At 30.1% G+C, this 4672-nt stretch carries 3 protein-coding genes; all 3 read left to right on the top strand.

The genetic code is table 11. The annotated features are described in order from the left end of the window. The first annotated feature begins 525 nt into the window (after window positions 1-525). The 3 genes from MWH30_RS13495 to MWH30_RS13485 all read left to right on the top strand — a co-directional run bounded on the left by MWH30_RS13495 (window position 526) and on the right by MWH30_RS13485 (window position 4332). A complete protein-coding gene (locus MWH30_RS13495; protein ID WP_248664621.1) occupies window positions 526-3510 on the top strand; it encodes a PAS domain-containing hybrid sensor histidine kinase/response regulator in 2985 nt (994 codons plus the stop codon). A gap of 352 nt (window positions 3511-3862) precedes the next feature. Continuing rightward, window positions 3863-4090 carry a hypothetical protein gene (locus MWH30_RS13490; RefSeq protein ID WP_248664620.1) on the top strand — a complete coding sequence of 76 codons (228 nt, stop codon included), beginning with the start codon at window positions 3863-3865 and terminating at the stop codon, window positions 4088-4090. Next, window positions 4087-4332, top strand: a complete 246-nt coding sequence (locus MWH30_RS13485; RefSeq protein WP_248664619.1) for an AbrB/MazE/SpoVT family DNA-binding domain-containing protein — start codon at window positions 4087-4089, stop codon at window positions 4330-4332. Before MWH30_RS13490 ends, MWH30_RS13485 begins: the two co-directional genes overlap by 4 nt. Window positions 4333-4672: the final 340 nt, after the last annotated feature.

Raw genomic sequence — 4672 nt, 5'->3', positions numbered from 1 at the left:
TTACATTTAAGGGATATATAATTAATAAAAATTTACCCTTGACAAATGAAAATATTTTTTATGCAATGCTAGTGATAAATATTAGTAAAGATAAAGTACATTAATTACTGAATTGATTGGTTGTTTTTTTATTGGTATTTATCGTTTCATTAATAACTTAAGGAAGTTATGGAATATTTTATAGATAAAGCTTGAAGATTGGAAGGAATAGTAGTCTATATAAAGAACCATAAGTATATAGCGAATAACTATTCATACTGATATTTTTTAGTTTCGTGAGGATCTTTATCGTATTTATAATAGGTCTTTAGAGTAGTATCTAAGACATTGCACTTTAGAATTAGTCATAAATTTTTCTATTCTTTCTTTGGTAGAGTTAAATGATCTAGTAGATATATTTAGACTGCGAAATGATAAGAAAGCTTCTCAAGCTCAAAAAACCTCTAATTATATTGAAGAAACCCACTTTGATGAAGGCGATTTTGAAAAGTTTTAAGTACTATACTATAGGGAGGAAATTAAGGTATGAATTTAGATGAAGAGCTTAAGGGAAAAGAAAGTTTAATTCTTAATAGTTTAGGTGAATTAGTAATTTATCGAGACCGTGATCTGAATATAGTCTGGGCTAATGCTAAAGCTGGAGAGTCGGCTAATAAAGCTCCTTCATCTTTAAAAGGACAAAAGTGCTATCAAATATGGGGAGATGCCAACTCCCCTTGTGAGGACTGTCCAGTTATAAAAGCTATGGAAAATGGTGAAATTTATAAAGGGGAGACGAACAGTCCCGACGGACGATACTGGAAGGTAACAGTTTCTCCAGTAAAGAATGATAAGGGAGAAATAATAGGAACGATAGAGGTAGGCATTGAAATTACAGATCTTAAAAAGAGAGAAAATAAGCTTAAAAAACAAAAAGATCTATTGAGAGGAGTAATAGATGGAATTCCTGATATATTAATTATTTTAAATCCTGACTTTACTATAAAAGAGATTAATAAAGCAGGATACCAAGTTTTAGGGATGAAACCAGAAGAGTTGAAAGGGAAAAAATGCTATGAACTACAAGGTTGGGGGGAGAAATGTGAAGATTGTGCTGTTCAAAAGTCCTTAAAGACAAAACAATTAGAGCGTATAAAAAAATATAATTCAAAACTTGACATGTATATTGATTGTTATAGTAATCCTATTTTAGATGATCAAGGGAATGTAATTCAAATTATAGAACAAAAAAAAGATATTACTGCGGAAGAGATAGCTAAACAGGAATTAGAAAAAGAAAAACAGTTTATTAATTCTGTTTTAGAAACTCAATGGGGATTAGTAGTAGTTTTAGATACTAAAGGTAGAATAGTTCGTTTTAATTCAGCTTGTGAAAAGGTTACGGGTTATTCTTTTAGTGAAGTTAAAGGAAAGAAAGTTTGGGATATATTTATCATAGATGAAGAAATGGAAAACACTAAATCGATATTTGCAGAGCTATTATCAAGAAAATTTCCTAACCAAAATGAAAACTACTGGCGAACTAAAGAAGGAGAGTTGCGACTAATTTCTTGGGCTAATAATGTTATTACTAATGAGCAGAGTGATATCGAATATATTGTTGCTACAGGGATTGATATTACTGAGAAAAACCAAGTTATCAAAGAATTAAGGGCAAAAGATAAAGCTATTCATAATTCAGATGCCGCTTTTGCTTTCACTAATAAAGATGGATTGATAACTGAAGTTAATAATGCTTTCCTTGAAATGTGGGATTATGATAATGAGGAAGAGGTTTTAGGATTAACTCCTTTCGATTTTCATCCATCTACAGAAACTGAAAAAATAGCTAAAAGTTTGGAGCAAATTAAAAGTAAAAGTGGTACTTGGCAGGATGAACTTAGAGCAGTTAAAGCTGATGGTTCTGAATTTGAGGTTCATCTTTCATCTACAGTAATAAAAGATCAGACCGGAAAAATGCAAGGAATTATGGCATCTTTTATAGATATCACTGAAAGCAAAGAAATAAGAAGAGAACTAAGAAAAGCAAAGCAAAAAGCTGAAGCAGCTAATAAGGCTAAATCTGAATTTATAGCTAACATGAGTCATGAGATACGTACTCCTTTAAATGCAGTGATTGGTTTTAGCGAAATTTTAGAAAAAGAGCTTAAGGATTCTAAATATCAAGGCTATCTAAACTCCATTAAAGATGCTGGTACTAGCTTATTGAAGTTAATTAATAATATTTTAGATATATCTAAAATTGAAGCAGGTCATTTAGAAATAAAAAAAGAATGGTTTGATCCCTGTGCTTTACTTCAAGAAATGGAGTCCATTTTTGCTTATAGAGCTGAAGAAAAAGGGATTACCTTTATTGAAGAGTGCGACTTATTTTCAGCTATAGAGTTGGAAAGCGACTTGCTTGAAATTAAGTTAGATGAAACAAGGATAAGGCAGATACTAATTAATTTAGTTGGTAATGCTGTTAAATTTACTAATAAAGGCTATGTTAAGCTATCAGTCCAAGCAGAAAAAACAGATAATTCTAGGTTATACTTAGAGTTTATAGTAGAAGATACAGGGATTGGGATTTCTAAAGGAGAGCAAGAGACAATTTTTAAAGCCTTTACCCAACAGCAAAATCAAAGCTTTGAATACGAAGGTACTGGCTTGGGATTAACTATTTGTCATCGTTTAAGCAAACAAATGGGAGGAAAGATTGAGCTAGAAAGCACAGTAGATAAGGGTAGTACTTTTAAAATTATCTTTCCAGAAGTAGAATATAAAATCAAAAGAAATATTAATAAAGGAATAGCTAATACTAATTTAATTAATTTTAATTCTCAACAAGTATTAGTAATAGATGATATGAAATCTAACTTAGAAGTACTAAAAATTAAGTTAGAAAGCAAAGGATTAAAGGTATTAACAGCTACAAGCGGTCGAGAAGCTGTAGAGTTAGCAGAAAAACATCAACCTCAATTAATCATTATTGATTTGAAAATGCCCTTTATAGATGGTTATCAAGCTAAACAACTAATAGAAATAGAGCTGGAAAAAGAAACTCCCATAATTGCCTTGACTGCTTTTGCAACTGTCGAAGAAAAGAAGAAAGTTTGGGAGTCTGGCTTTGATGCTTTTCTAACTAAACCTATTAATGAAAAAAATTTATTTAAAGAGTTGACTAAACATTTAGCTTATAATAGACAAGAAAAAAAGATAGATATATCAGTAACAGCAGAAGATATATCTGTTGAAGAAACTGTTGACTTAGAGAGTTTAATACAGACTTTAGAAAATGACTTATTAGTTAAATATAAAGAGTTAAAAGACTTAATGATTATAAATGAAATCGAAGAGTTTGCAAAGCAGTTGATTAAGTTAGCTGAAGATTATGGAGTAGCTAGTTTAAGTAGTTATGCTCAGAAACTCTTGGAATATGCAGAAAATTTCGACTTAGATAACTTAAGAATTCATCTATCTGATTTTCCAGCTTGGGTAGAAAAGTTAAAACAGTTGAATGATAATTAGTTTGATTTATATGGAGTTATTCAAGCTATGAAATTTTTAACCTCACTAATAGATAAAAATACATCAAACTAATTAGACAAATCAAGTCTTTATAACATGTATATGAAACAGAGGAAGCTAGTGCTTTAAATTGCAACCAGTTAAAAAGACTTTAAAACTATGATCATATTTAGTGGGTAAGATTTAAAATCCTAAAGATAAATTTAGAAAAAGAAATTAAAAATGTAGAGATAGATATAAACCCCAATTTGGCAAGTAAATTTAAAACTTTGATTTAGTTAGTTTAAGAAGCAATTTTGATTAATATTCTAATATTACTAGTATCTGGACTAAATTTAATCTAAATAGTTACTTGCCGAATCTAGTTAAAAGAGATAACGAAGAGCTTTCTCAACAGCTTAGTAGTTTAAATAATAAATTAGAGAGAAATGAAGAGGATTATGCTCAAAAAATAACTGAGCTAAAAACTGAGAAGCAGGAGCTTAAAGGAGATCTTCAAGAAGCGAAGAATAGAATAAGAGAGTATGAGGAAAAAATGCTGGACTTCTTAGAAAATAAAGAGGAGAGTGAAAACAGTTGAAATCAGTAGGGATTGTCCGTCAAATAGACAACCTTGGTAGAGTAACTATCCCCAAGGAAGTAAGAAATAACTTCGACATAGAAGTTGGAGATCCTATGGAGATTTTAGTTAATGAAGATGAAGTTGTATTTAAAAAGTATAGCCCTCAATGTGTTTTTTGTGGCAATACAGATAATGTAATTGATTATAAAGATAAAAATATCTGCTCAACCTGCATAAGTACACTTAAAGAAAAGAATTAGTTTGCTAGTTAAATACTTCTCCAATATTTAAAGGGGATTTTTTTCTGGGCTTAATTATCTAGGAAAAACTCCTTTTACTATTCTTTTTGGACAAGCTATCAATTTTAATACAATTTAAATAAAGGTAGTGAAAAATTAAAATCGAGCTATTGGACAAGTATTTCTTTTAATTTAAACTACTTTTAAACTATGCAACAAAAGTACAGTAATGTTGCATAACACTCCAATCCCTTGATATCATAGGAAAGTAGCTTAAAGGGTAACTCAGGGCAATCGCAAGAAAGAACTCTAAAATAGATTTAATTTCTTCCCTTTAAGATGCTATAATTAAAAGCAAAAA

The organism is Fuchsiella alkaliacetigena (genome assembly GCF_023227765.1).
GTDB classification, from domain to species: Bacteria; Bacillota; Halanaerobiia; order Halobacteroidales; family Acetohalobiaceae; genus Fuchsiella; species Fuchsiella alkaliacetigena.
This window is presented reverse-complemented; position numbering and strand designations above follow the sequence as displayed.